The organism is Brevibacillus sp. JNUCC-41, from assembly GCF_014844095.1.
Lineage (GTDB): Bacteria > Bacillota > Bacilli > Bacillales > DSM-1321 > Peribacillus > Peribacillus aracenensis.
Genome location: NZ_CP062163.1, coordinates 1,004,222 through 1,025,116, shown reverse-complemented (window position 1 = coordinate 1,025,116; position 20,895 = coordinate 1,004,222). Strand labels below are relative to the sequence as shown.

Sequence of the window (20,895 nt, the reverse complement as noted above, 5' to 3'; positions counted from 1 at the left end):
GAGTTTACTCTGACTGCCCAGAAGCGTAAAATGGAGGAAAATGATAGGGTTCATAAATTTTTTTTATAGGGTGTGCCAACTATATGAACATCAAAGAAATAGCATTGAAAATTGAAATATTAAACCGTCAAAATTTAAGTAAGTCTGCAGAAATCACGAACTATACTCAATCCGCCCTTACGGCTAAAGTGAAAAAAATAGAGTCGGAAATTGGAAAACTTGTTTTTAAACGCACGCCCCAAGGATTAAAAATCACTAGCGTAGGAATACAATATAAAAACTATCTTCAACTTATTTCACAAGAGTACGAAGAATTTTTACAAAACATTGGTGCCATTCAAACTAACTCTAAAGTGGATTTTGGCACATCACATACAACCTTGAAAATCTATGGTGCCCATATCGCGAATACTTTGAATATGAACGACATTCAAATGGATGTGGATTTCGCTGTAGATTCCAGTAATGCCATAAACCAAAAAGTGCACAATTCCGAATTAGATTGTGCACTCATTAGTGAACCTATTAAGAAATATCCCGACTTAACTTATGACATCGTTGCAACTGAAACATTCGAGGTCATTTCAAGTAAGGACCATATCATCAATTTTGATTGGGAAACACCTATTACATTGCTCGTATTGAGTATAGGTTGTATGTATACAAGAGCTGTGACCGAATGGCTTATGAATAATCAAATACCATATAAATTAAAGGAAATAAAATCAATCAGCAGTATCCAAGATTTTTTGCAAATCAGCAATACCATTGCAGTATTGAATACTAAGCTTATAGATTTATATAACTATACAAACATTCACTATTACAAATTAAGCTTTAACAATGTCATTAATACCGTTTTCGTTTATAAGATGAACGACGGCGAACAGAACAATATCGTACAATTAAAAAATGTTCTGAAGACGATTGGTTAATTATAAAAAGGGTTTTATCTTTAGAGTTGCTTTGGTAGCTCTTTTTTTTATGGAACTATCGGGGCAGTTTAGTTCATTAAGAATTAACACCTATATTGGAAATCATTGTTATAATTAAGTAACTAATTCCGGTAGAAAGGTTGCTATTCAAGGTGGAGGATAGATATGAAATCTAAAAAGACAATAGTGATTATTTCTTTTGGTATTATATGTATAACTATCTTTATAAATCTATTAAAGAAGGATGTATGGGATGTAAACGAAGAGTTATTAAAAGAAGAAGTGTTAGTGTTATCAATTGAAAATTCTGTTGAAACAATAAATTTATTGGATGTAACACCGTTTGACTGGGATGTAGTATATTCCTTTGGACCATATACCCCGAAAGAGGATATTTATGAAACGGTAGGCTATAAATGGGATACCATTAGTGAAACTGTAAATGAAGGAATGAATCAAATTGTATTTTTGAATGATGGAAAAGTGGTCTGCTATTTCTATGGTTATCCTGAGAGTAATGGATATGGTATCACTTTTGAATCTGAGAATTATAAAGATGCTGGTTATATGCTTTATATTAAAGATGATTTAAATTTTCAAGTAGAAAGAAGAGACAGTGTCGTATATTTGAGAAATAAGTAAGGATATGAGTTTTCAACTATCTGATGCTTTTTCTTACGGAACTAACGGGGCAGTTTAGTTGAATGAATTCATCCTTCATCGTTAATGGCTCCTTTCGTATGTAGCTTTGCACTTGTTTTTTAGTTTATGTCTAATGGGCGTAGTATTTACAGAGAAGAAAGCGATAATTACATGAGAAATATGTCCTCGGCTATTTCGATTTCGACCGAAAAAAGCGATTTGGAAAAATTCCAAATCGCTTTTTTTATAGTATTACTTTTTAGGTTTCTTATTTAAAATAAAGCGTAGTTCATTGATATCATCATCAGATAGGGTATCTTCCTGAATGAATTGGACAAGCATGGATTTCAAGGTACCTCCATAGATACGGTTGATGAATGATTCGGTCTCGGCACGCTGGCACTCTTCCTGTGTATAGAGCGGGTAAAAGGTGTAAACTCTTAGATTTTTATTGACACCTACTACATCTTTTTGAACCAATCGATCGAGAAGAGTGCGTATGGTTTTCGGCTTCCACTGGCTACTCTCCTGTAAGGAAACGATGATGTCATTTGCTGTTTGAGGGGCTTTATCCCAAAGCACGTTCATGATTTCCCATTCTGATTCTGATATGCTAGGAATGTTTTTCTCCATTTTTCTCCCCACCATTTTCTTGATAGATTCCTAAATCTTTTAAAATTGATAAAGTAATTTCTCCCGCCTTGCTTCCAGATGAATCATCTTCATTTTGTATATTGGTAGCAAAGAAATAAGTATTGTTCTTCGTCTCTACATACCCGATAAACCAGCCATTGATGTTTTTTCCATTCACAGTTCCTGTACCTGTTTTCCCTGATAGGCTAGCTTCCTCATTCTTTTCTAAGAGTAGGGCTTCCTTTACAGTTTGGCTATGCAATTTCTTATATCCCAATTGATTGTAATAAAAGGCTTGCAGCAGTTGGACCTGCTCGACTGGAGAGATTTTCAATGAGGATTCGAGCCAGAATTCACCCAATCCCCCAGATACATCGGAATTTCCATAGTTTATCGCTTGTAGATTGGATTGTATTGTTTCGAATCCTGTTTTACGATCTAATGCTTGGAAATACCAGTTTACAGAATTTTGCAAAGCAGATGAGACATCGTGATCCATATTCCAAGCGTCATAGGGTTGATCCGTCCCATCCCATGAAAGGGTGGATTCTTCGGGAGATATCACATTTGATTCTAGTGCAAATAAGGCACTATAGATTTTATATGTGGAATCAGGTGATACCCGCAATGTACTTTTCTCTTCATTATAAATGCGATATTGCTGTGCGGCATGATCATATAAAACAAAGCTTCCTTCATACCCTTTAAAGAATTGATGTAAATCCTCAGAAACCACTCCATCATTATTAAAATGGTATCGGTCATTTTCCGTCGTAAATGCGGAAACGAAAGGTAATTGGATTGTCAAAATGATACTGGCCAACACATAAATAAAGACGCTTTTTCTTATTGATTTTTTTGTGGAATGTTCATAGGCAGAAATTCGTTCAATTCGTTTTTTGATTTGAAGCTTCGAACCGTTTAACTGTGTCACCATCTGTAGTTTACTTGACCGTTTTGAAAGATCCAAAAAATTAATGATTGTATTTCCATATTCACTAAATGAATGATCATCTAGTAACTGTAAAACAGATGCATCACATGCGATTTCCCGATCCAATCTCATTTCTCTAAAAGCGAGCCAGACAAGGGGATTAAACCAATAAATGATTTGATAGAACAATATCACGTAATTTGTCAGCAAATCCTTGTTTTTATAGTGACTCAGTTCATGAAGAAAGATATACTCGTAATTTTTCAAGCTAAGCCAGTCTTCATGCTGGGAAGGCAAGACGATATATGTTTGAAAAAGCCCGAATATCATTGGAGATTGGACTCTTTTCGAAATGACAATCTTTATTGATTTTTTAATCTGTAGTCTTTTTTTGCATTCTTCGAAAAGCACGAGAGCCTCTTGATTGGAAAACGGAGAAGAATAATTCTTTATCCTTCTAAGTGTGAGCCATCCACGAATCATAGTAAAGGTAAATAAAAGCATCCCTGACATCCATAAACCCATCACCCCAATATTAAGTAAGGACAGGTCCGGCCGATTGACCGATACAGAAAAGTCTTGTATTAGGTGCAGGCCTTGCATCATATCAGTTCCAGTCATGTTCATATTAGAGCTGGGTGCATTAGCCTGATATGTATCCCCACCGCTAAAGAGGGTACTAAAATTATATAAATCAGTGGGTATGAATGGAAGTGCTAAAGCCATAAAAAGAAACATCCACAAATGATAGTACCATTTTGCTGTTAATCGTCTTCCAAACCATTTTCGTATAAGTAGAATTACAGCAACGGAAAATGAAGACACCAATAGACCTATTATAAAATGGGTTAAATACATGTCCTTCAATACCAACTCTCTTGACTTTTAAATTTTAAAAACAGGTATATAGCATATTTATAGTGGCTTGGGGGTGAAAAAATAAAGAATTGACTTTATTTGATTACATATGTAATACTGTACTACAGATGTAATAAGACTACAAATGTAATCTGGTAAAACTCCTTGGTTTTTTCAATTCGTGCATAAGAGTCTAATCAAATAATAAGGAGGTCTGCATCATCATGAACAAAAGATAGGTTGCAAGAGTTAAAAATCCGGCTGCTATCCAAAGAGAATACATAATAAATATATTTTAGAAAGAGGTTGAATCTTATGAAATCATTGAGCAACATTTTTAGTACTTCCGCATTCAGAAAAATTATGCCTGTTCTATTTCTTTCATGTGCAACGCTTTTAGGTTGTTCAAACAATAACGTTAATACGGAATTAACTAAACCTAAAAAACAAGAAACTGCCGATAACCATGCTTTTGCTAAGCTTGAAGAAAAATTTGATGCTAAACTTGGTGTCTTTGCGTTGGATACTGGCACAAACCAAACAGTGACCTATCATCCAGATGAGCGTTTTGCTTATGCATCCACACATAAGGCTCTAGCTGTAGGAGCACTTTTACAACAGAAATCAATCGAAGAACTTAATCAAAGAATTACCTATACACGTGAGGATCTTGTTAATTATAATCCGATTACAGAAAAGCATGTCGATACGGGGATGACTATTAAGGAGCTTTCTGATGCTTCTCTTCGATACAGTGACAATACTGCTGGGAACCTTATCCTTAAACAACTGGGCGGCCCGGCTGGATTTAAAAAGGCACTGGGGGAAATCGGGGATAAAGTCACCAACCCTGAGCGAATTGAGCCAGATTTAAATGAAGTTAATCCTGGTGAAACTCATGATACGAGTACACCAAGAGCACTTGCCACTAGTCTTCAGGCTTTTACATTGGGAGATGCACTTCCAACTGAGAAACGTGAACTTTTAATAGACTGGATGAAGAGAAATACTACTGGAGATGCGTTAATTCGTGCTGGAGTTCCGAAAGGTTGGGTAGTGGCTGATAAGACTGGAGCAGGCTCATATGGTACGCGAAATGACATATCGATCATTTGGCCATCAAAAGGAGACCCGATTGTTCTTGCTGTCCTTTCAAGTCGTGATAAAAAAGATGCCGATTACAACGACGACCTTATTGCTGAGGCCACAAAAGAGGTAATAAAGGCCCTTAAAGTCAAAAATAAATAGAACGTTAAGCAGCCTTTTTTAGTAGATTAAATACTAAAACGGTCATGGTGATGTCTTCTTATCTGTGGAACTAGGGAGTTCCTGGCTTCAATATACAATTTTAAAAGGTCTACCAGTAGAAAAACACTGGTTGACCTTATTTTATTTAACTACTGGTTGGGGGATTAAGACCGAATTTCCCTCGTAGTATGCTACTGCTAAACCCTATAAATCCTCCAACAATCGCTGGAATGATCCACCCCAGTCCGACATCGTACATAGGAAGAATTTCATTGAAAAAATTATTAATGGAAGAAAAGTGTATGCCAGCCCGATTCAATCCATCAAATAAACTGACTATAAATGTTAGAAGTAAGCTCCCTTGATACACTTCAGCCTTCCCTTTAAATAAAGAATGAAAAAATGTCAAGAAAATTAATACAATGGCTAATGGATAAATAGCTGTTAAGAGAGGAATGGAAACAGCAATTAACTGGGTTAGCCCAATATTGGCAACTATGGCACTAAAAATAGATAAACTAATAGCAATTGTTTTGTAAGGTACCTTTGGAAATAGTTTATGGAAGAATGAAGAACAAGATGTAACAAGTCCTACGCTTGTTGTTAAACAAGCTACTGTAATCATTAATCCTAATAATATCCCGCCATAAGCCCCAAAATAATAATCAGAGACTTTTGCCAAGATGGTGCCTCCGTTTTCCAGGTGCCCAAGTTTTTCTACACTTGAAGCACCCATATAAGAAAGAGCTGAATACATGGTTGCCAGGAAAAAGGCTGCAATTCCAGTTGCTTTTGCACAAACCATCATAATTTGTTTTTTTGTTTTAGCACCTTTTTCTTTAATGGCATTAATGATGATGATGCCAAAAACAAAAGAGGCAAGCGTATCCATTGTTAAATAACCTTCTCTAAATCCATTAAAAAATGGTTGAACTGAATAATTATTAATAGGTGCTTGAAAATCTCCGATTGGATGTTTAAAAGCAACCACTACTAGGATTCCAATGAACGTTATCTTGATTGGTGTTAATATTTTCCCGACAATTCCGACAACTTTCGCGGGATTGATCGAAAAAAGGCACGTAATGCTAAAAAAGATGATTGTGAAAATAAGTAAAGGTGCAGAGCCTGGACTGTCTGACAAAAAAGGTTTTACACCGATTTCAAAAGAAACGTTTCCTGATCTAGGCAAAGCAAATAAAGGACCAATGGCTAAATAAAGAACGGTTGTGAATACAATACCAAATACAGGATGGACCCGACTTGCTAACGACTGTAAATCATCTTTACCCGAAAAACCAAGTGCTAACACACCAAGTAACGGTAAGCCAACTCCTGTTAATAAAAACCCTGCATTTGCTGGCCAGACATTCATTCCTGCTGATTGACCAAGCATTGGTGGAAAAATTAAATTTCCTGCCCCAAAAAATAGAGCAAATAACATTAAACCAATAACTAATATAAATGAAAATGGTACTCTAGTAGCCAAACTAAAACCTCCATGAAAGAACTGAATTTTACTTTTAAAAAAAGAAATAATTTTCAAAAAATTGATAACAGACTAAATACATAAGATTGTATTATGACCTGATAAATTGATTTCAATATAAACTTTACGTTTCTCCTTTTGGGCGGCCTTATTTAATATGCAATAAGGTTCTTTTTTAACGACAAGCAAATTGTTGTTACTACCATGATTACGATTCAAATGATAATCGCTATGAAATGCAGAAAATCCCCCTACTTAGCCCCTTATTAGTGATATGTAATCATTAACTGAAATTCCATTTTATAACTATTGGTATATTGTAATACATACTTCTTTCTCTTTAAAGGATACAAAGGAGGAAAAAAACAAGAAATAAAGTTGTCATTGGGGGATAAAAGTGGCAGCTGTGAAAAACAGCGTATCAGATTAGTGAAACAAGAACTATAGTGGATTTAAATATAGAAGAGAATTAATGCAGCTATAAATTAAGGAGTGTTTCCAACTCGCTTGAAAATGCAAAAATGCGTGTTGAGAATAATAGGACACTTAAACATGAAAAAGACTTTTAAAATATAATTGGAATGTCATCTGTGAAAAATGCATAATTTGCTTATTTCGTTATCGGGGATATGATGGTAGTAGTCACTATGAATAGCTAGTCAAAAGAGCTTAGATTGGAGTCTCCAAGCTCTATTGACTAGCCTTCGTCTTTTATTCAACTAATCTTCCATTATTAAGGGATTGCATAGACTTCGACGGTGAAGCTTTCTCCATCGGTGTTTTTCGGTCTGGCGATGTAGAAATCTTCACTCGTTTTGATTTCTGACTCGGTCCCGTCTGTAAGATCATAGAAGATCGTTTCGTCGATACCGAAGCTGATGTCTTTCATGACATCGAATTTTGCATCTTTAGGACCGTCGACGATTTTCCATTGTAACTTGGTCGCGTAAGGAGGGATGTTCCCGATCGTGAAGTTATCACTTGATCGGTTATCCTGGCCGTCCTGAGGCTGGCCTTCCGATCGGATCGTCGCGATTTTCTCAGGAGCTTCGACCTCCACATTAAAAGCATCCCCATCCAGAATCCGGTCATAGGCGTACCAGGCACCGAGCCATGTCCCTGCAGCACCGTTCGAATCAGCGGAAATCATTCTTACAGAAAAATTATCCGATCCGTTCGTCGATGAACCTTCCCAGGTGGAAGCAAAAGGATATTCGTCACACTGCTTTCCTGTCCGATCCTCATCTCCGAACTCCCGGTCACAAATCCTTCTTGTCTTGTTCCTATTAAGGTTGTATTCATCCTGATGACGTTTTGTATACATCCGTGTCAGAGTGCTGTCTCCCACGGCTCCCGGTATGTTCTTTCCAACCATTTGAGGCTTTGTCTGTTCTGGGTGGTCCATAGCCTCCTTCCAATGCTGCCCGGCTTCAGTTAGCATTTTGAATTCCGGCTTCGTGATCGGGACATTGAAGACCGGTGTGGCTTTGCTGAATACGGCTCCTTGCCGGAAATATTGATTTGGGAAAGCGAACATGTATTTTGCAGAGTCATAACGGACGGTCTGTTTAATGCCATCTATGCTTTTTTTGTATTTCCTTGCTGAATGGGTAAGGGTGAGTTTCGGCCAAAATTCCATGTATCCCAACTGGTCAGGATTTGAATCAGTTGCTGGGGGAGCTTCTGAGGTGAAGATTTCTGTATCGAAGTTCGTGTTTTTCCAGTGGGCGATCGTTCGTTCCGTCGGTGGATAGCCGGGATCCTCTTTACAGTCACCTGCGTTCAATTTCGATTCACATACCATATCGATTTTCAACTTGGCTCCATTTAAAGCTGGATCGGTTACGATGATATCGTCAAGTGTATAATAGATTCTCATGTTCCGGCTTTGGTTGGAGCCATAACCTATTTCCGTGAATTGAAATTGAACCCCTGCGTTTATACAGATTCCTCCGATGCATTTTACTGGGACTTGATATGTCGCCACATGGGACCAACAGAAGGAATAACGGTTCTTGATATACCCTGTTTCTGAACTGCTGTCAGGACTTCCACGGCATTCATCTACAGTCAGGATATGATCATAGTCAAATTCCGGGGGCACCCATCCGACCGCGGTCTTGATCGGAGGTGCCAAGTTCGCTCTGTATGTCGCTTTACTTTGCTGGTCGGCCTCCATCAGTTCATCCAATGTCTGAATGCCTTCTTTTTGCTGGACTTGATCTTGTTTGATTTCAAGCTCCCCGAGGGATTTGCCTTGCTTCATCAGTTCGGTTGCCTGCTTGATCTTGTCGTCTGGGACCCAGTACCCTCCACCTGCTGAAGTTGCTTGTGCCTGTACAGGTGCATAGATGCCAAGGGTCAAAAGCATGACAAGGACAATTGTAAAACAACGCTTGTGTAACCGGGACATTACAATTCCTCCCTTATTGAAAAGTAACAGCTGTTTATTACCCAAGGACTAGTGCGCTATTAGCTCGGTGTGACTTAAATCGCTGATAGGTTACTACAAAATAAAATGTTTGACAATACATTCCAAATCAAATAATGCTATCAACCTACATTTTTTACCAAATGCTTTTTAAATAGGAAGATGGTGACCAATCCAAAAGACCTGATAAGGTTAATGACAATAAAGATGTTGTAATAAATAAAGTTGGTTAAAAACGGAAATATGTTTAAGGCGATTGTTTAATAAAAATCGAAGCAGGAATTACGTTCCTTTATATGTAGAAAAAACAAGGTAGAGGAGACTAATGATTAAGCTTAAATATTTCGAACGTTCAGATTCAGTGCTTCTCGTTCATTATTGAGAAGTGGTTCACTTGAATGAACGGGTGATTAGTTCATACCGGAAAGATATGGGAACCTATTGGGTGACCCCTTTAATCCCAATCATTCTTGCTTCGTCTGGCCCTTTAATTATTGGGAGTATAGGTGGTTTATCAGAAACCTTGGCAAATTTTTTGAAATTTTTCTCTGGTCGTCGTTCAGATCGTTTGAAAAATAGAAAAGGGTTTGCTTTGTTTGGTTATGGCTTATCAGTTTAGGAAGAATATCTTTGATTATTTCAGTTTCTGGGTCGGTGTTTTCATATGGAAACTGATAGATTGTACGGGAAAGGGGATTTCTTTAAACATAATACAGTGTCAAACAACATAATTTTATTAGTAAAGGGAGGCCAGTTAGATGAATAACTTTGATTCAATTTGTGAACAATTTGCTACTCTCCTAAAAGGAAAAAGTAACGTAAATCAAGGTAGTTGTTCTGTATCCTTACACCGCGATTTTAAGGTGATAGTTCAAGGGCGCCAAAGCAGTTCTGTTGTGCCGGCAGGAGTCTTATTTGAATCATTGGATCAAAGTGGTAATGCATTAAATTTGGCTGAAATAGCTGTTTTACAAGAAGAGATTCCTAGTTTTATTTATTCAATTGTCCAACAGGGTTTGATTGTGAGTGCCATACATAATCACTGGTTATTTACTGAACCTTCAATTATGTATGTTCACATTCAATCTATTGAGCCTCCATTAAATTTTGCAAAAAAGATGGTACACTCATTTTCATTTTTACGCAGTTATCCCATTGCTTAGGAAAGTTTTAGTTATATGAAAAGGACGCAATTCTAGTACAAGTAAAATAGCTCACTACGAGTATAGTGTACAAAAGATTTTCTTCAACCAATCGGGTGCGATTCTTTACTAAGAATGGATTTTCTTAATGAACGAACGAGTCGTTTAGCTGAAGATCGGAGCTGTCAGTAAGGCAGCTTTTTCTTTATGCAACTAACGGGGCAGGTTAGTGAAATAACAATCTTAAGTGAATTTTATTTTGTTATAATGAAAATAAAATCTTAACGATTATTAGGAGATAAAATGTTCAACAAAATTAAAACTTGGGCGAGGAATCTAAAACGACAGATTTTTATCCTTTACTTTGCTTGTAAAGATCCAAGAGTGCCTTGGTATGCAAAAGTATTTACGGCTTGTGTTGTAGCTTATGCTTTCAGTCCGATTGACCTAATACCAGATTTTATACCTATTCTTGGCTACTTAGACGATGTAATTCTCGTTCCAATAGGGATAATGATTGCATTAAAGCTGATACGAAAGAATATATTAACCGACTGTGAAGTTAAGGCAGAGGAAATGATGAAAAACGGAAAGCCGAAGAATTGGATAGTGGGCTCTATAATAGTATTGATTTGGGGCTTGATTATAATATGGGCTATTATAAATATTTATCGCTTAATGAAATAACGGGTGCGTTAGCTTATGATCGGAGCTGTCAGTAAGGCAGCTTTTTCTTATGGGACTAACGGGGCAGGTTAGTTGCATATTGGATCTGGAAAATATAGGTTGATTATGTTTTGCTCTTAAACGTAAAATGAACTCAGGAGGATAAATATGGATATATTGGTTGGGATAGCTCTTATACTTGTTGTATTTTTTTCTTCAAATATTATTGAAAAAAGATTAAAAAATATAGAAAAACAAAACAATCGTGTAATAGAAATTTTAGAAGAAATTAGAGATAAGAAATAAACGTTCTTTAACTAACCGTTTTTCTCTTATGGAACTATCGGGGCAGGATAGTTAAACAAAGATTGAGACCTTGTTGGAAGATTAATTTATGAAGTAAAGGAGGAAGTTTTAGATCAAACGATATATTTATTACCACAAAGGAAATTGGATAATAATTTAAATGAATATTGAGTTATTAGGAGTTAGAAGATGAAAATCAGGAAAGAGAAAAAGAATGGTCAGGGCGGCATTTTTAAAGACATACTTATTGAAATTCGAGATTCAATCTTATTTGAATTAGTTTGGAACATCTTATTGTTTATACCAAGAATAATGATTCGCTTAATCAAGAATATATTTGACTAGTCTAAATGAGTGCGATTCTTTAAAGGTATCGCCTTTTTTGGTTTGATTAACGAAGCAGATTGTGAAGTGTAGCACTTAAAGTAACGGGTGCGTTAGCTGAAGATCGGAGCTGTCTTTAAGAAAGCTTATTCTTATGCAACTATGGGGGCAGGTTAGTAAATAACTTAATGGCAGTTTAGTTTAATAAGAATCAATGGTAAAATGATGAGAATTAATTATGCTATGGGGCTGGTCAGTTGTAATTTTATAAAAGGAGTTGTGAGAAGTTGAAATATCGTAAAGCAAATATCGATGATATTGATAAATTGGTCGAGTTAAGAAAAAAGCAATTAGTTGATGAGGGGATAGAACCTAATATAGATATTGATAGAGACCTATATGTTTTCTTTAAAAATAAACTAAGTGATGGTACTTTAATTCAATGGCTAGTGGAAGATAATGAAGAAATTATAGCTTGTGGTGCAGTAATTTTTTATGAATTTCCACCTTGTTACACCAATAAGACTGGAAAAAAGGCATATATCACAAATATGTATACTAATGAAAATTATCGTGGACAAGGAATCGCAACAAAGCTGTTAACTAAATTAGTTGATGAAGTTAAGATTTCAGGTATTTCACAAATATGGCTTGGGGCTTCAAAAATGGGTAGACCAGTGTATAAGAAGTTTGGTTTTATGGAAACTGATGAATTTCTAGAATTAAATATTTTTTAATGATTTGTGAAGTATAACACTTAAACTAACGGGTACTTTAGCTTCGGAGCTGTCTTTAAAGAAAATTGGATTTCTAGGTTTAATAATTGAATAACTTTTAGCAAATTGATATATTAATTTATAAATATGTAATCAATGATGTGATCAAGTAAATAAGGATTGTGAAACAGAAAATATAGCCTTGGCTGAAAGCTATATCACCCCTTCTTATTGAACCCTACCACGGAGATGTTAGCTAAAAATTAACCGAGTCGTTTCGTTACAAACGTTTAGAGGACTTAATATTCATTATTAATGTCGAACTAAGGTGGTACCACGTCTATTAGCGTAAAGACGTCCTTTTTTAAGGACTCTTTATGCTTTTTTTATTTTTTAAAGTTATTTCATTTACTCAGGAGGAAAAGACGATGTCACAAAAAACAGACGATTTTTCAAAATGGTATATTGATACGATTCAAAAAGCTGATTTAATGGATTACACCCCAGTTCGCGGTTGTATTGCATTTAAGCCAGATGGCTATGAATTATGGGAACATATTCAAGAAGAGATGGATAAACGGTTTAAAGAAACCGGTCATCGCAATGCATACTTCCCAATGTTAATTCCAGAATCCTTCTTCGAAAAGGAAAAGGATCATATTGAAGGATTCTCACCAGAGCTTCCTTGGGTAACAGAAGCGGCAGGAGAGAAATTAGAAGAACGTTTAGCACTGCGTCCAACTTCAGAAACAATGATTGGACATTTGTATTCAAACTGGATTAAAAGTTATCGAGATCTTCCAGTTTTAATTAATCAATGGGCAAATGTATTCCGTTGGGAAAAGAAAACCCTTCCATTCATCCGTACCTCTGAATTTTTATGGCAAGAAGGTCATACTGCTCATGTGGATCAAGAAGATGCGCGTAAGGAAACAATGCAAATGTTAACTATTTATAAAGAAGTCGTAGAAGGATTACTTGCGATTCCAGTTTATGATGGGCAAAAGACACCATTAGAACGCTTTGCTGGTGCGATTGATACATTCTCCATTGAAGCGATGATGAAAGATGGAAAAGCCGTACAAGCAGGTACCTCACACTACTTAGGTACAAAATTTGCGGAAGCATTTGATATAAAATATTTAAATAAAGAAAATAAACACGCATATGTTCATACAACATCTTGGGGTACGTCCACACGTTTAATTGGTTCGGTCATCATGGTTCATGGCGATGAACAAGGTCTTGTTTTACCACCAAAAATAGCACCGACTCAAGTTGTTTTGATTCCAGTTGGTCCATGGAAAAAGAACCATGCAATTATGGAGAAATTAGATGAAATCTTTGCAGCTTTAAAAGCGAAAGGAATTCGCGTTCGTCTTGATGATTCTGATCAATCACCAGGCTATAAATTTAATGAATGGGAGTTAAAAGGTGTACCTGTACGTATTGAACTTGGTCCACGTGATTTAGAAAATAATCAAGGTTTAATGAAAGCACGTGATGAAGAGGAGAAAGTTTCCGTACCTTTAGAATCAATTGTTGAAAACATTAAAAAAGAACTTGAAACAATGCAAACTCGTCTATTTGAAAAAGCAAAAGCTTTCCGTGCGGAGAATTCACACACACATATCGATACAATCGAACAGTTAAAACAACATCTAGCAGAATCCGAACAAAATGGAACAATTCCTGGTTGGATATTAGCTGGTTGGTGCGGAGAGGATGCTTGTGAAGAAAATGTAAAAGAAAAAACAAAATTCACAACAAGAAACATTCCATTTAACCCACCGACAACAAAGCACACATGCCTTCATTGTGGTAAAGAAGCAAAACATACGGTTTGGTTTGCTCGTGCTTACTAATCTAGGGCTTTCGTGAAAGAGGAATTAATTGATTTTAAGACTAAGATCATATTTTAGCACGATTCTGGAAGAAGATTCGCTTTTCTTATAGAACTAAATGGTGCTTTACTTCATTATCAGGAGCTGATCAGCAGCTCCTTTTCTTATGTAACTATCGGGGCAGGATAGTTCAAGAAGAATTGACACAAGAAGGTCGTCAATGAAGGCGATCTTCTTGTGTCAATTTTTTTAGAATAAAGGATTTCTAATTGGAATATTATGTTAAAGTTAAAGCGGGCAGAGCCGTTTTTAGGGTATTGATGGTGAGCGTAATGGGGGAAATGATTATCTTCGTGAAAAGTCCTATGATTCATTAAAACTTAAACAGTTTAAATTATAATTCTTAAGGGGTGTTTATTTATAGTAATAAATAGAAATAAACATGAGAGTTTAATTGGAAGCGCTCTGTTCATTGTAGAGGTAGAGATTTACGAACTCACTGGTCTGGCGGCCGAGGTGGCCTCATGACAGTAATGAAAAAGCAGCCAATTTCACATTTGATGAAGAAGCGTAGATTTTGGGGTTATGGTGCCGCTATAGCGGTAATGCCTTATCTGTTAATCAAAATCGCCTGGACGTTCGGTCTCTTCATGCCGACCGAACAAATGGGCGACCCAAGTTGGCGCACTGCAAACGCAGTAACAATGGTTCTAGCTGCAGTTGGTATCCTGTTAGCATTGGCGTTTAGCATGACGTGGGGTGAGCGACTGCCCTCCTGGTTGGTTGCCCTGCCCGTCTGGGTAGGTACTGGTTTACTTATTCCTATGCTGTTGCTGGCGCCTGTGCTTGGTCCTGCTGCTATGATACGCGATCAGCAGGCAGGAGCTACCAACGTTTGGGTATATGAACAGATTTTTGTAATGGTCTCACTGGTTGGAGTCGGCATCTGCCTGCCTTTCGCCTTAGCTGGATACGCTAAAGCGCGTTGGCCAGAGGCATTTGCTGATCCAATCAACATTGAATTACTCCCAGGCAACAGCCAGAAACTGCATATCACCTTGGCTAGGCTTGTCGCGGCTGGCTGTATCCTGCTTGGATTTATTAAGATATTCTGGGCGGTTGGTGGAACTATTGGCATCAACCCAGCTATGTTGGATAACCGCGATTTATGGTGGCACCTATTGTCGTTGAGTACCGGTGTGTGGGCCTTCGCGGGGGCGTGGGGTTTGTTGGTACTGACCACCCGCCGCGGGTCAAAGAGGTTCCTCCCTCCTATGGCAGCAGCATGGATCTCGTCGGGAATGCTGTTCTCTTATAACCTCTTTAACCGCTTGTCCGCCACTCGCCCCGATGCGCAACCTGCTTTAGAGTACCCGCTTGCATATGTACTAACCACCGAGTTAGGTAGCGTCTTGGGAGTGATGATGGGAATAATTATCCTGATGGTACTGCACGACCGCCGGAAAGCAATGCGCAGTTCTACAAGTAAAGTTAAAGGAATAGTTCATTCTGATAAAGAATATTAAAAAATGTGATGATAAGGAGGCGATTGTGTGGTTAATCATGTAGAAAATCTATATAACTATCATGTATGGGCAAATCAACGGATTATTGATCATCTTAAGACACTTTCTCCTGAGAAATATCAAAAGGAAATGAAAAGTGTCTTTTCTTCTGTTTCAAAGGTTTTGTCACATATCTATTTAGTGGACTATGGATGGCTTAATATCCTTGAAGGTCAGAATATGAGCGAGGCAATGCAATCATCATTACAACTTCAAGAAAAGATAGAGAAACTGCCCATTGAAGACTTAGAAATGGAATTCAACACTTTATCAACTCTGTTTAAATACTTTTTGAAAAGTCAGGAGGATATAGAAAAGAGAATTATGCTGGATAATCCATGGGCAAGTTTAAGAGAAACAAGTCTATCTGAAATGATCTTACATGTTGTGAATCATGGAACCTATCATAGAGGGAATATTTCAGCTATGTTGCATCAATTGGGTGCTTATTCAGTTATGACTGATTATGTTTTTTATTGGTATTCCGATAATGTGCTTCATCAGAAATAGGTAAGAGAAGAGTAATCCATTTTTTCGTCAAAAAGGTGACGCTTGTTGAGAACGAGATCTGTTTACACAGCTCTTTCATTCAGCTAATGGATAGCTTTAATCAAACAATTGTTGATCTGAAATGATCTGACTCTTCTATGATATTTAACATTGCCAGTTAGAATTAGTTAATTGCTTTTAGAATACCCCATAAGGGAGGAGAGGAATTTATGGTCAAAAAACTGATCGTCGGCGACGTAACGCATGAACTGGCCACAACGCGCCGCATTCTGGAACGGTTGCCCGAGGAGCATATGTCTTGGAAGTCGCACGAGAAATCGATGACGCTCGGCGGGCTGGCCACGCACCTGATCAACCTGCTAAACTGGCGAGTCGCGCTTATTCAGTACCCGGAGTTCGATCTTTCGGCCGTGCCGCTGAGGCGTGAGCCTTTAGAAAAACGCGCTGACGTTCTGGAGGAGTTCGACGCAAACGTCGGCAAGTTGGAAAAGCTGCTCGCCGAATGCGAAGAGAAAACGCTCGGTGAGGAATGGACGCTGCGCCACGGCGACCATATCATCCTTCAAGAGCCGCGGGCGATTGCGCTCCGCACCTTCGGATTAAGCCACATGGTTCATCACCGGGCGCAGCTGGGGGTTTATTTGCGACTTCTCGATATTCCGGTGCCGGGCATCTACGGCCCCTCGGCAGACGAGGGAGCCCAATGAATTAAGTTTCTCGATCCAATACTCGCCAAAAAGTCGTAGGGCACCGGCATCACCGCCGATACTTTACTACAAGTGACAAGAATGATTACAATCGTTGATCACTAACAGTTGAGGATTTTTAATTGAACAATACCAGTTAATATCAGCTTTTTTATATTTTGTCTATCAACTTTCCATTGTAATGTAATCCTTCTTTCTATCTTTTTATAAGATTAAAATGGAATATTACATCAATTGGGTTCTAACTCCCTCAAAAGTAGCAAGATGAGCGAATAAAAAAACAGTACCACCGCTATAAAAGTGGCGGTACTGCTATATGGAGTGACAAGTGTTTATTAATTAGAACGTACTTGCTACTTTAACAGCTTTTTCAAGCCCTGAAGCAATAATCTCTTCTGCTTTAGCTGGAAATTGATTGTGACCTTCAATCACAACTTTCTCTATATTTTTTACACCGAAGAAGCTCATCATACTTGCTACATATTTAACAGCCATTTCTACTTCGGCTTTTGGTCCTTCAGAATATACACCGCCACTTGCGTTTAATAATGCAATTTTCTTATCTCCAATCAGACCTACTGGACCTTCTGGAGTATATTTAAATGTTTTGCCCGCGCGGTTTAAATAATCAATATATGTGTGTAGTACAGCCGGAATTGTTAAGTTCCATAATGGGAAACCAAAAACAACTTTATCAGCTGCAAGGAATTGTTCTAAATATTTATCAGCAACAGTCACTGCTTTAGCTTCTTCGGCTGTTAAATCAAGTCCTCTACTAGTTTTAAAAGTACCATTAATCATATCTACTCCTACATATGGCAATTCTTCATTGTATAAATCAAGCTCTATTACTTTATCATTTGGATGTGTTTCTTTATAGCTTGCTAAAAAAGCCTCATATAATTTCACACTCACCGCTTGGTTTGCGGGGCGATTGTTTGCCTTTACAAATAAAACTGTTGTCATTCTCTTTTCCTCCTGTTACTCACTCTTATGATGTTATATATTTATTCACTAAAAAGGGAATCCTATTGTCTTTACAATATCTTTTTAAAACTATATTCCATGTCTCCACCTAGAGCTTCAGCTGTATCACCAGTTTCTCTGAAGTCATGTGCATGAACCTTCTCAAACGGACCAAAGTTTACCTGCTTATAAAATTCATAACAAGGGAATCCGTCATGTGCACCTTGCATATCGACAGTACCCTCTTGTTTGATATGTACCGTTAATAGATAATCAACGGGAGGTGCATATACATTTAATGGGTTGCTAGCACTTGCACTCATTTGAAATTTGACGTCATCTGACCCCCATACAACATCAGTGCACAAAATGCCTTCCGTATTAGCTTTTCCTGTTCTTTTATTAACGGATCCATCAGGAGTTGTGATTCTTTCTGTTGTTATGCCCGTATTCGCATATGTGAAAATTTCTTTTTTGTAAAAATCTACAACTACTTCTTGTTCCACTCTAGAACGCATAGCGTTTACTGCATAAGGTGTAAATTCACGTGCATCACCTTCGAATTGGATTATGTTTCCCGTTTGAATATCTTTCTTAGGTTCAGTCCAAGACATTGGAATAAATACACTTGCTCTAACTTTAACGATATTAGTCATGAGACGCACCTCTGTAATTCTTAATTTTATTTTGGGTAATAATAATATTGACCCATTGAGCAAAACAGATCACAATTTCTTTCGTATGATCAATTGCTTTTCATTTAATATTTGCTGCTTGTAATCGTCTACTTAATATTTATATCTAGATTGTCGTTTTAAAACTGTATTCCATTTCCCCAGCTAGTGTTGCCGGAGTGTCACCAGTTTTTCTGAAATCATGTGTATATATTAATTCAAATGGACCGAAATCTGTTTGTTTATAAAATTCATAGCAGGGGAACCCGTCATGGGAACCTTCAATATATGCAACCCCACTTTTGTTTACGATTATAGTTAATACATAGTCAGCTGCAGGTGCTGCTCTATTCAAAGGATTGCTGGCACTAGCACTCATTTTAAAAGAAACTTCATCAGTGGCCCACACAACATTAGTACATACAATATTTTCTGTACTTGATTTTCCTTTTTTATAATCAATAGAACCATCAGGATTTGTAACTTTTACAGTTACGATACAAGCATTTGTATATGTGAAAATTTCTTTTTTATAAAAATCAATAATCACTTCTTGCTCTAATCTTGACCGCATTGTGTTTACAGCGCATGGTGTAAATTCACGTGCATCACCAGTGTATTCGAATATCTTTTCTGTTGCAGGATCTTTAATGGGTTCCAACCAAGCATACGGTGCAAATACACTTCCTCTAATTTTAATGATGTTAGCCATGAGAACCCTCCATAATGTATTAATTTTGTTTCGGTGAATCCAATTTTTTTATAATTGAATTATAGTCAACTTGATTGACTACATTACGTATAGTACAATGGGTTTCAAATAAAGTCAACCTACTTGACTTTATTTAAGGAGGTTTTATGTATGAATCATGAAGTATTAAGTGAATTGGATCTTACATCACTTTTATCATTATCCTTTAGTACATCAATTAATGAATTACATGACAGATTGAGTGAATTGGGATTTGGAGATATTAGGCCTGCACATGGTTTTATGTTTAAATGCATCACTCCCAATGGAGCAACAGGTATAGAACTAGCCGAATACTTAGGAATTACAAAGCAAGCTGTGAGTAAAATGGTGGATTATCTTGAGAAAAGTGGCTATGTAATGCGCAAAGCTCATCCCACTGATAAGAGAGGGAAAATTATTGTTTTGACCGAACGAGGTTGGTTAGTTGTGAAAGCAAAAGAGAAGATATTAAGTGAGATTGAGCAACGTTGGATTGAAAACATAGGTGTTGAACGCCTGCAGATGCTCAAAGAAGATTTAACAAAATTAGTTTATGAAGAAAATGAAGATAAACTATCATCAAGGTTAAAACCTGTCTGGTAATTATAGAGTTTATAAAGGGAACTTTTAATCGTGCTTAAATTCGTACTAACAGTACAGCATTCCTGTAATGATTTAAATTAGCAGCAAGGTTTGTGGAGAATTGTACGGGAGCGTTAGTTCAAGAAAAATAAGCTAACATCTGTGTTTCTATTTTCGATGTTCCATTAAGGGCGCGATTCTTGAAGGTTCTCTTTTCTTAATGAACTAGCAGGGCGTGAAGATTGGAGCTGCTTTAAAGGCAGCTCATTTTCTTATGCAACTATAGCGGCAGGTTTGTTGAATAAGTTAAATAGAGAGCATTCTATATTGAATGATTTTTATCTTTCTCATAATTTGGTGATGGACTGGAGTGTGTTAATATGCGGTCTAATACCTTTTTAGTAAATGGCATAAAGTAATTAAGTATTAGCCCCCCTAAACAGACGGTTAATAAAGTTCCAACGCCAATGGGTCCATTTAGGACCATTGCCATTAGCAAGAATACGAGGTAAATGATTGTTCTCGAAAAAAATATATTTGTTCTAGTTAATTCTTGTATGATTAATGTTAATCGGTCAACTGGAATCGGTGCAAAATTTGTGTGTAAATATGTTGCAGTTCCTAATCCTATAACAACCAAGCCGATTCCAAAACAAACAACTTTGCTGTACCATAATTCAGGTGTTATCAAATTGTGCAATAAAAAAAGCCACATATCAATACCAATACCCGTTATAAATGCTGTTAACAACCCCAAAACTTCTAGTCTTTGCCTTTTTAAAAGTGAATTACAACATATTAATATTAAAGCTATTAGTATTTCCCAACTTCCGACAGTAAGCCCCATATTTATGGACAGTCCTACCAAAAGTGCATCAAAAGGTGAAGTTCCAAGGTCTGATTGTATAGTGAAAGAAATACCAAGAGTTAATAGTAAAATTCCTAATACATAAAATACATATTTCACTGTACTCGACCCCTTTAACATGA

21 protein-coding genes and 1 other annotated feature are annotated in these 20,895 nt (G+C 37.0%); of the genes, 13 read left to right on the top strand and 8 right to left on the bottom strand.

Annotated elements, in window-relative coordinates; genetic code table 11:
* Positions 1–83: 83 nt before the first annotated feature.
* Both JNUCC41_RS05065 and JNUCC41_RS05060 read left to right on the top strand, forming a co-directional pair.
* A complete protein-coding gene (locus tag JNUCC41_RS05065) occupies positions 84–935 on the top strand; it encodes a LysR family transcriptional regulator (RefSeq protein ID WP_096340395.1) in 852 nt (283 codons plus the stop codon).
* Between the two features lie 165 nt (positions 936–1,100).
* Positions 1,101–1,577: a hypothetical protein gene (locus tag JNUCC41_RS05060; RefSeq protein WP_192206662.1), complete on the top strand. Its 477-nt coding sequence runs from the start codon at positions 1,101–1,103 to the stop codon at positions 1,575–1,577.
* A gap of 252 nt (positions 1,578–1,829) precedes the next feature.
* Here the strand turns inward: JNUCC41_RS05060 and blaI are convergent, their stop codons facing one another.
* The gene (blaI, locus tag JNUCC41_RS05055; RefSeq protein WP_192206661.1) at positions 1,830–2,210 is read right to left on the bottom strand and encodes a penicillinase repressor BlaI; all 381 of its coding nucleotides are present in this window, start codon (positions 2,208–2,210) and stop codon (positions 1,830–1,832) included.
* Positions 2,191–4,002, bottom strand: a complete 1,812-nt coding sequence (locus JNUCC41_RS05050) for a BlaR1 family beta-lactam sensor/signal transducer (protein ID WP_192208047.1) — start codon at positions 4,000–4,002, stop codon at positions 2,191–2,193. Before JNUCC41_RS05050 ends, blaI begins: the two co-directional genes overlap by 20 nt.
* Positions 4,003–4,317: 315 nt before the next feature.
* Between JNUCC41_RS05050 and bla the strand changes: the two genes are divergently transcribed.
* On the top strand, positions 4,318–5,250 hold the full coding sequence (gene bla / locus JNUCC41_RS05045; RefSeq protein ID WP_192206660.1) for a class A beta-lactamase: 933 nt from the start codon (positions 4,318–4,320) through the stop codon (positions 5,248–5,250).
* Positions 5,251–5,395: 145 nt separating this feature from the next.
* Here the strand turns inward: bla and brnQ are convergent, their stop codons facing one another.
* Together brnQ and JNUCC41_RS05035 are read right to left on the bottom strand one after the other, a co-directional pair.
* Positions 5,396–6,739 (bottom strand): branched-chain amino acid transport system II carrier protein, encoded by a 1,344-nt coding sequence (gene brnQ / locus JNUCC41_RS05040; RefSeq protein WP_192208046.1) that lies wholly within the window; start codon positions 6,737–6,739, stop codon positions 5,396–5,398.
* Positions 6,740–7,472: 733 nt separating this feature from the next.
* Positions 7,473–9,152 carry a NucA/NucB deoxyribonuclease domain-containing protein gene (locus JNUCC41_RS05035; RefSeq protein WP_192206659.1) on the bottom strand — a complete coding sequence of 560 codons (1,680 nt, stop codon included), beginning with the start codon at positions 9,150–9,152 and terminating at the stop codon, positions 7,473–7,475.
* A 412-nt stretch (positions 9,153–9,564) separates the two neighbouring features.
* Between JNUCC41_RS05035 and JNUCC41_RS05030 the strand changes: the two genes are divergently transcribed.
* From JNUCC41_RS05030 to JNUCC41_RS04990, 9 genes are all read left to right on the top strand, one after another.
* Positions 9,565–9,789: a hypothetical protein gene (locus tag JNUCC41_RS05030; RefSeq protein ID WP_192206658.1), complete on the top strand. Its 225-nt coding sequence runs from the start codon at positions 9,565–9,567 to the stop codon at positions 9,787–9,789.
* A gap of 139 nt (positions 9,790–9,928) precedes the next feature.
* Positions 9,929–10,333, top strand: coding sequence for a DUF1259 domain-containing protein (locus JNUCC41_RS05025; RefSeq protein WP_192206657.1), 405 nt, complete (start codon positions 9,929–9,931; stop codon positions 10,331–10,333).
* Positions 10,334–10,615: 282 nt separating this feature from the next.
* Positions 10,616–10,999: a YkvA family protein gene (locus JNUCC41_RS05020; RefSeq protein WP_192206656.1), complete on the top strand. Its 384-nt coding sequence runs from the start codon at positions 10,616–10,618 to the stop codon at positions 10,997–10,999.
* A 147-nt stretch (positions 11,000–11,146) separates the two neighbouring features.
* Positions 11,147–11,284 (top strand): hypothetical protein, encoded by a 138-nt coding sequence (locus tag JNUCC41_RS05015; RefSeq protein ID WP_192206655.1) that lies wholly within the window; start codon positions 11,147–11,149, stop codon positions 11,282–11,284.
* 611 nt (positions 11,285–11,895) lie between these two features.
* Positions 11,896–12,345 carry a GNAT family N-acetyltransferase gene (locus JNUCC41_RS05010; protein WP_192206654.1) on the top strand — a complete coding sequence of 150 codons (450 nt, stop codon included), beginning with the start codon at positions 11,896–11,898 and terminating at the stop codon, positions 12,343–12,345.
* A gap of 126 nt (positions 12,346–12,471) precedes the next feature.
* Positions 12,472–12,689, top strand: a binding site (T-box leader).
* 63 nt (positions 12,690–12,752) lie between these two features.
* Complete coding sequence (gene proS / locus JNUCC41_RS05005; protein ID WP_192206653.1) at positions 12,753–14,189, top strand: proline--tRNA ligase; 1,437 nt, start codon at positions 12,753–12,755, stop codon at positions 14,187–14,189.
* 503 nt (positions 14,190–14,692) lie between these two features.
* Positions 14,693–15,694 carry a hypothetical protein gene (locus JNUCC41_RS05000; RefSeq protein WP_192206652.1) on the top strand — a complete coding sequence of 334 codons (1,002 nt, stop codon included), beginning with the start codon at positions 14,693–14,695 and terminating at the stop codon, positions 15,692–15,694.
* Between the two features lie 27 nt (positions 15,695–15,721).
* Positions 15,722–16,243 (top strand): DinB family protein, encoded by a 522-nt coding sequence (locus JNUCC41_RS04995; protein ID WP_192206651.1) that lies wholly within the window; start codon positions 15,722–15,724, stop codon positions 16,241–16,243.
* Positions 16,244–16,452: 209 nt separating this feature from the next.
* Complete coding sequence (locus JNUCC41_RS04990; RefSeq protein WP_192206650.1) at positions 16,453–16,950, top strand: DinB family protein; 498 nt, start codon at positions 16,453–16,455, stop codon at positions 16,948–16,950.
* Between the two features lie 339 nt (positions 16,951–17,289).
* Here JNUCC41_RS04990 and JNUCC41_RS04985 read toward each other — a convergent pair whose 3' ends face one another.
* The 3 genes from JNUCC41_RS04985 to JNUCC41_RS04975 all read right to left on the bottom strand — a co-directional run bounded on the left by JNUCC41_RS04985 (position 17,290) and on the right by JNUCC41_RS04975 (position 19,302).
* Positions 17,290–17,916, bottom strand: a complete 627-nt coding sequence (locus JNUCC41_RS04985) for an FMN-dependent NADH-azoreductase (RefSeq protein ID WP_192206649.1) — start codon at positions 17,914–17,916, stop codon at positions 17,290–17,292.
* 71 nt (positions 17,917–17,987) lie between these two features.
* The gene (locus tag JNUCC41_RS04980; RefSeq protein WP_192206648.1) at positions 17,988–18,572 is read right to left on the bottom strand and encodes a DUF3238 domain-containing protein; all 585 of its coding nucleotides are present in this window, start codon (positions 18,570–18,572) and stop codon (positions 17,988–17,990) included.
* Positions 18,573–18,717: 145 nt separating this feature from the next.
* Positions 18,718–19,302 carry a DUF3238 domain-containing protein gene (locus tag JNUCC41_RS04975; RefSeq protein WP_192206647.1) on the bottom strand — a complete coding sequence of 195 codons (585 nt, stop codon included), beginning with the start codon at positions 19,300–19,302 and terminating at the stop codon, positions 18,718–18,720.
* A 150-nt stretch (positions 19,303–19,452) separates the two neighbouring features.
* Between JNUCC41_RS04975 and JNUCC41_RS04970 the strand changes: the two genes are divergently transcribed.
* Complete coding sequence (locus JNUCC41_RS04970) at positions 19,453–19,926, top strand: MarR family winged helix-turn-helix transcriptional regulator (protein WP_192206646.1); 474 nt, start codon at positions 19,453–19,455, stop codon at positions 19,924–19,926.
* Between the two features lie 301 nt (positions 19,927–20,227).
* Here JNUCC41_RS04970 and JNUCC41_RS04965 read toward each other — a convergent pair whose 3' ends face one another.
* Positions 20,228–20,872, bottom strand: a complete 645-nt coding sequence (locus JNUCC41_RS04965) for a YczE/YyaS/YitT family protein (protein ID WP_192206645.1) — start codon at positions 20,870–20,872, stop codon at positions 20,228–20,230.
* Between the last annotated feature and the right edge of the window lie 23 nt (positions 20,873–20,895).

Bases quoted from the DNA above. Each gene is read 5' to 3' on its own strand.
- JNUCC41_RS05065 (WP_096340395.1), top strand. From the start codon at position 84: ATGAACATCAAAGAAATAGCATTGAAAATTGAAATATTAAACCGTCAA.
- JNUCC41_RS05060 (WP_192206662.1), top strand. From the start codon at position 1,101: ATGAAATCTAAAAAGACAATAGTGATTATTTCTTTTGGTATTATATGT.
- blaI (WP_192206661.1), bottom strand. From the start codon at position 2,210: ATGGAGAAAAACATTCCTAGCATATCAGAATCAGAATGGGAAATCATG.
- JNUCC41_RS05050 (WP_192208047.1), bottom strand. From the start codon at position 4,002: ATGTATTTAACCCATTTTATAATAGGTCTATTGGTGTCTTCATTTTCC.
- bla (WP_192206660.1), top strand. From the start codon at position 4,318: ATGAAATCATTGAGCAACATTTTTAGTACTTCCGCATTCAGAAAAATT.
- JNUCC41_RS05035 (WP_192206659.1), bottom strand. From the start codon at position 9,152: ATGTCCCGGTTACACAAGCGTTGTTTTACAATTGTCCTTGTCATGCTT.
- JNUCC41_RS05025 (WP_192206657.1), top strand. From the start codon at position 9,929: ATGAATAACTTTGATTCAATTTGTGAACAATTTGCTACTCTCCTAAAA.
- JNUCC41_RS05020 (WP_192206656.1), top strand. From the start codon at position 10,616: ATGTTCAACAAAATTAAAACTTGGGCGAGGAATCTAAAACGACAGATT.
- JNUCC41_RS05015 (WP_192206655.1), top strand. From the start codon at position 11,147: ATGGATATATTGGTTGGGATAGCTCTTATACTTGTTGTATTTTTTTCT.
- proS (WP_192206653.1), top strand. From the start codon at position 12,753: ATGTCACAAAAAACAGACGATTTTTCAAAATGGTATATTGATACGATT.
- JNUCC41_RS05000 (WP_192206652.1), top strand. From the start codon at position 14,693: ATGACAGTAATGAAAAAGCAGCCAATTTCACATTTGATGAAGAAGCGT.
- JNUCC41_RS04990 (WP_192206650.1), top strand. From the start codon at position 16,453: ATGGTCAAAAAACTGATCGTCGGCGACGTAACGCATGAACTGGCCACA.
- JNUCC41_RS04985 (WP_192206649.1), bottom strand. From the start codon at position 17,916: ATGACAACAGTTTTATTTGTAAAGGCAAACAATCGCCCCGCAAACCAA.
- JNUCC41_RS04980 (WP_192206648.1), bottom strand. From the start codon at position 18,572: ATGACTAATATCGTTAAAGTTAGAGCAAGTGTATTTATTCCAATGTCT.
- JNUCC41_RS04975 (WP_192206647.1), bottom strand. From the start codon at position 19,302: ATGGCTAACATCATTAAAATTAGAGGAAGTGTATTTGCACCGTATGCT.
- JNUCC41_RS04970 (WP_192206646.1), top strand. From the start codon at position 19,453: ATGAATCATGAAGTATTAAGTGAATTGGATCTTACATCACTTTTATCA.